This is a genomic window from Runella sp. (genome assembly GCF_027484545.1).
Classification (GTDB): Bacteria; Bacteroidota; Bacteroidia; order Cytophagales; family Spirosomataceae; genus Runella.
The window spans coordinates 1-4,538 of record NZ_JAIXST010000089.1; the positions used below are offsets into that span (position 1 = coordinate 1).

General features: G+C 41.7%; 4 protein-coding genes. All 4 read right to left on the reverse strand.

Translation table 11 applies throughout. The annotated features are described in order from the left end of the window. Positions 1–158: 158 nt before the first annotated feature. Positions 159–626 carry a hypothetical protein gene (locus Q0081_RS08410; protein ID WP_298351402.1) on the reverse strand — a complete coding sequence of 156 codons (468 nt, stop codon included), beginning with the start codon at positions 624–626 and terminating at the stop codon, positions 159–161. A gap of 6 nt (positions 627–632) precedes the next feature. After that, positions 633–1,058: a hypothetical protein gene (locus Q0081_RS08415; RefSeq protein ID WP_298351404.1), complete on the reverse strand. Its 426-nt coding sequence runs from the start codon at positions 1,056–1,058 to the stop codon at positions 633–635. Between the two features lie 81 nt (positions 1,059–1,139). Then, positions 1,140–3,035, reverse strand: a complete 1,896-nt coding sequence (locus Q0081_RS08420) for an SdrD B-like domain-containing protein (protein ID WP_298351406.1) — start codon at positions 3,033–3,035, stop codon at positions 1,140–1,142. 212 nt (positions 3,036–3,247) lie between these two features. Next, positions 3,248–4,303, reverse strand: a complete 1,056-nt coding sequence (locus Q0081_RS08425; protein ID WP_298351408.1) for an SdrD B-like domain-containing protein — start codon at positions 4,301–4,303, stop codon at positions 3,248–3,250. Positions 4,304–4,538: the final 235 nt, after the last annotated feature.

A 4,538-nucleotide genomic window follows, 5' to 3' on the forward strand; every position in this document is an offset into this window, starting at 1 on the left:
CTTGTTTTATGATTCGACACCACAAAACTATGGTTTATTATTCACAACAGTTGGCTCTTTCATCAGCAGTCACTAACAAGTAACGGCTGGATAATTGCACTTCAAATCTGAATCTGCGTAGTGTTGAGAATATTCAGTGAAGTTACCGAGTTAAAATCTTACTTCTTTTTTACTTTTTTAGTAGTGAATGGTACACAAATATCTGGCGGGCAAATACATTCTTCTTCTACTATCGCCGGACAGCAGTTTTTAGTAGGACACTGACCATTACCGACTTCTACTGAATAAGACCCGATAGCTCCTACTTCCAGCGTTTGAGCAGTCGCTCCGACTATTTTGACTCCATTTTTAAACCACTGGTATTGAGCATAGCCTACGGGAGCTGAGATAATAACCGTGTCTTTTCGTTCTGTACAAATCTTCAGCGGAACACTGACACAGGCAATATCATAATCATCTTCCGTTTTCACTCCATTATAAGGCTTAGAATCCGGATCGATACCGCTTTTCTTACTCATGGCTACAATTTCCGCTTCGTTACAGATTGTACCTCCGATAAATCCTCCTATATTATTAATTTTGACAGTCATAGTAAGCGTATCTGTATGGCCGGCCGCCAAAGTCAATGGTCCCTATAGTCGAGTTTGTGTATTATACTGTCCTTGTGTTGAAGTATATTTCACAAAATTGAAATTGGTTGAAAGCATATCTTCCACATAGACGCTGTCAGCAGAAGCTAACGAATTGGGGCTATTATTTTTAATAATGAGTTTGAATTGTACTTCATCTCCCACTTGGCGTCGGCAATCACCTACCAGTATTTTGGAGAGTTCGAGGTCATTAGGCGGAATACAGGCACCTGTATTACTGATTTTAACATTCAATATCATCGACTTTTGGCAAGCACCTTTCTTATCTGGAACACCTTTAGGTTCCCATTTTACATACAGGCTGATGGTAGAATTAGGCCTGTATTTTTTGGGATCAAGTTCCGTAATAGGCCCGCGCTTAACTGCTGCTTCCAGCAACGTAAACTCATTGAAGCCATCTCTGAACACAAACGCCGTAGTATCGATAAAGTAGTAAGTGGCCGTTCCGTTAGGGAAGTTTCTTTGCAGTTGGATTTTATCACCATTCGACTAAAGTGTCGAATCCAAACGCGAATCATACTGCTCTTTCACTTCATAACAAATGGCTCCAATACTCAAGGTGTCCACCCCATCAGTAGCGGCTAAAGCATAGCCATCTACCGACTTATGGGCAAACTTAAACTCATATACACCCAATGAATCGGGCACTTCTGTAAAGAAGTAGTGCTTTTTGTTTAGGTCAATCGAATCAATGTATCCCTCTCCGTCGTCCTCGTAGAGTCCGTAGGTATAATTATTCTTTTTGAGGTCATACGGAATAATAGCCCATTTACCACCGGGAGTAGCCTTGATAGTGACCTTTTCACGGTAAACGTATTTTGTATATTTGTCATTGCCGGGCAAATAAAGTATTGTCGAGTCACCAGCACGGGGATCAGAAATGTCAGGGGAAGAGACCCTGAAAAAGCCCATATCCCAACGAGGGTCGTGCTGACCTATTGCAAGATTGAAATCAGCGGCTTTATACGTAACCCGCGGAATGTCGTTGTCCAATGAATCGTTCGTTCCTTTATTCAAGTCTGTCACTACAAAATCCGACGCAGGATAAGAGACTGGATTAAATTTAACATGGTACTGTCCTGCTTTTAAAGCCCCGATATTATATTTTCCATCAGCACCTGTTGTATCCGATTTCACAAATTGACCACCACCGTTATAAAGTTCCATTATAACCCCTTTGGCAGGCAGTTCGGGTCCTAATACAGTACCAAACGGGTCTTTTCGAATATCTTGAATACCATTGCGATTTAGGTCATACCAGGCGTAGTCTCCTACCGAAGCCGACGGAATACAGTCGCCCCGGTTTGTAATATTAATATTCAATATCATGGACTTTTGGCAGGCGCCTTTATGATCCGGCGCACCGGTGGGTTGCCATTTCATATACAAACTGATGGTAGAATTAGGCCTGTATTTTTTAGGATCAAGCTCCGTAATGAGCCCGCGCTTAACTGCTGCCTCCAGCAACGTAAACTCATTGAATCCATCTCTGAACACAAAAGCCGTGGTATCAATAAAGTAATAAGTGGCTATTCCGTTAGGAAAAATCCTTTGCAGTTGGATTTTATCACCATTCGAACAAAGCGTATCCAAACGAGTATCATACTGCTCTTTTACCTCATAACAAACGGCTCCAATGCTCAACGTATCCACTCCATCTGTCACTACTAAAGCATAGCCATCTGCGGACTTGTGAGCAAACTTAAACTCGTGCAAGCCCAATGAATCAGGCACTTCCGTAAAGAAGTACTGCTTTTTGTTCAAATCAATGGAATCAATGTATCCTTCACCGTCGTCCTCGTAGAGTCCATAGGTAGAAAGGTTTGATTTATTGTCATGTGGAATAATCATCCATTTCCCTCCCGGAGTGGCTTTGACAGTAACTTTTTCGCGATATACGTATTTTGTATAATTGTCATTGCCAGGCAAATAAAGTATTGTCGAGTCACAGGCGCAGGGATCAGAAATTTTGGGAGTGGCGGACCTGAAAAAGCCCATATCCCAACGAGGGTCGTGCTGACCTGAAATAAGAGTGAAATTAGAGGATTTATAGGTAACCCGCTCAATGTCGTTGTCCAGCGAATCGTTGGTACCTTTGTTCAAATCTGCTACTGTAAAATCAGAAGCAGGATAGGAAACAGGATTAAATTTGATATAGAACTCGCCTGGTTCTATGTCTCCGATAGCATATTTCCCATCAACACCCGTTGTGTCCGATTTCACAAATTGACCAGTTTTGGTACGAAGCTCCATCACAATTCCTTTGACAGGCAATTCCGGTCCTAATATATTACCAAGAGGGTCTTTGCGAATATCTTGGATACCATTGCGGTTGAGGTCATACCAAGCATAGTCTCCTACCGAAGCCGGGAATATGATTGACATCAAGCCAATGTCTAAATTATGGTCATTTTGGCTATTATTTCCAGTATTAAGTACAATTATCGCCTCAGTAGAATCTGCATTATAAACGGCATCAGAGTTACGAATGTCATTATCTAATGTAGTGTTTCTAACCGCTATTTGCAGTGAATCTTTGATTTGAAAAGTACCGGCCAACGCATTTACCCTACCGCTTTTAAGTGTTTTCAGCCCATTTAAATTCCATTTAATGTCTGATTGGTCTTCATACGAACCTCATATTTATGGTTTCGTTTGAGGGTTCCCGTCACATTAAAGTCATTGAAATAAAATTGTCCTCCATTCGCTGTAGTATCACGCCCTACTTCCACTTCATTATTTTGCATATCGTGCAAAGTAAGAATGATTTTATCTATGCCCTTTTCACTGGGGTCTTGAATCCCGTTTCTGTTTTGGTCAAACCACACTCTATTACCAATTTCCAATGGCGCAGGGTTACAAATGCCAGTCAAATCCCCTACTCCTCCTGATTTACCCAAGGCTCCTTCCTGAATCGCATAAACGGCATAGCTGCGATTACGTTTTCCGGTACGGGTATCAAATACAATAAATCCTGTTGCCAAATATTGTTTATGGATAGGGTCAAATGCCGACGAAAATATCTCTGTCTTGCCAGGTTCTTTAAAAATCCCACCGTTGGTAAGTTCAGAGTGACCTATTCCATTTTGTCCATTAATCCAATAATCATCATAGAAAAATTCACCCCCACCCGGGCTGGCACCTTTATCGTGGGCAAATTCTACTCCTGAACCGCTTCCACCTGCTGATGTATATTTACCTGATTTACCATTGCTTTCCATGGTATATGTCCCATCGCTGTTGCGTTGAATACGCAACAAATCTCCGCTCATAAAACCATAGTAATTTAGAGTATCACCTTTTGCAATACCCGGCTGATTTTGGCCTGTTTGCAAACCGCCTCTGTCCATCATTCCAACAAATAAAGAACCGTCATCATCAAAGTCAATATCCGATAAAATAGGCTGAGGGTTAACCAAAAACGCACTGATCGGATCACGCGCCCCCAAAGGATAGTTACATTGTTTAGGAAAAATGCCGCTCCAAGGCTTCCAAGTATCAATAGTGTCACAGCCCTGCGTTGCATCCAAAGGATCGCGTTTATAGCCCAGAGGGAATTCGATTAATTGTTTGAACTGATGATCTTTCAAACTGAACTCATAGATAGCTACTTTTAAATCCGATTTTTTCTGCGAAGTTTCTGCGGTACACACGACCCCTAAGTACAATTTATTACGATGATACTTGAGAGCCCAAGGTGCAAAATCACCATTCGCACAATTTGGATTGGGAATTGTATAAGTTGTGACAGCTGCATCTGCTATTGACGAGCAGGGCTGTTAAGTTCTATTTTTGGCGGTGTATCAAATGTAATGCTGCCTCTCCAAGTTGAATTGCCAAAAGCACCAACCAATCGCCAAGTTGTGCCACTTGTCCAATTTGGAAAAG

Excerpts from the sequence above, each read along its gene's own strand:
- Q0081_RS08420 (WP_298351406.1), bottom strand. The coding sequence starts at position 3,035 with ATGTCAATCATATTCCCGGCTTCGGTAGGAGACTATGCTTGGTATGAC.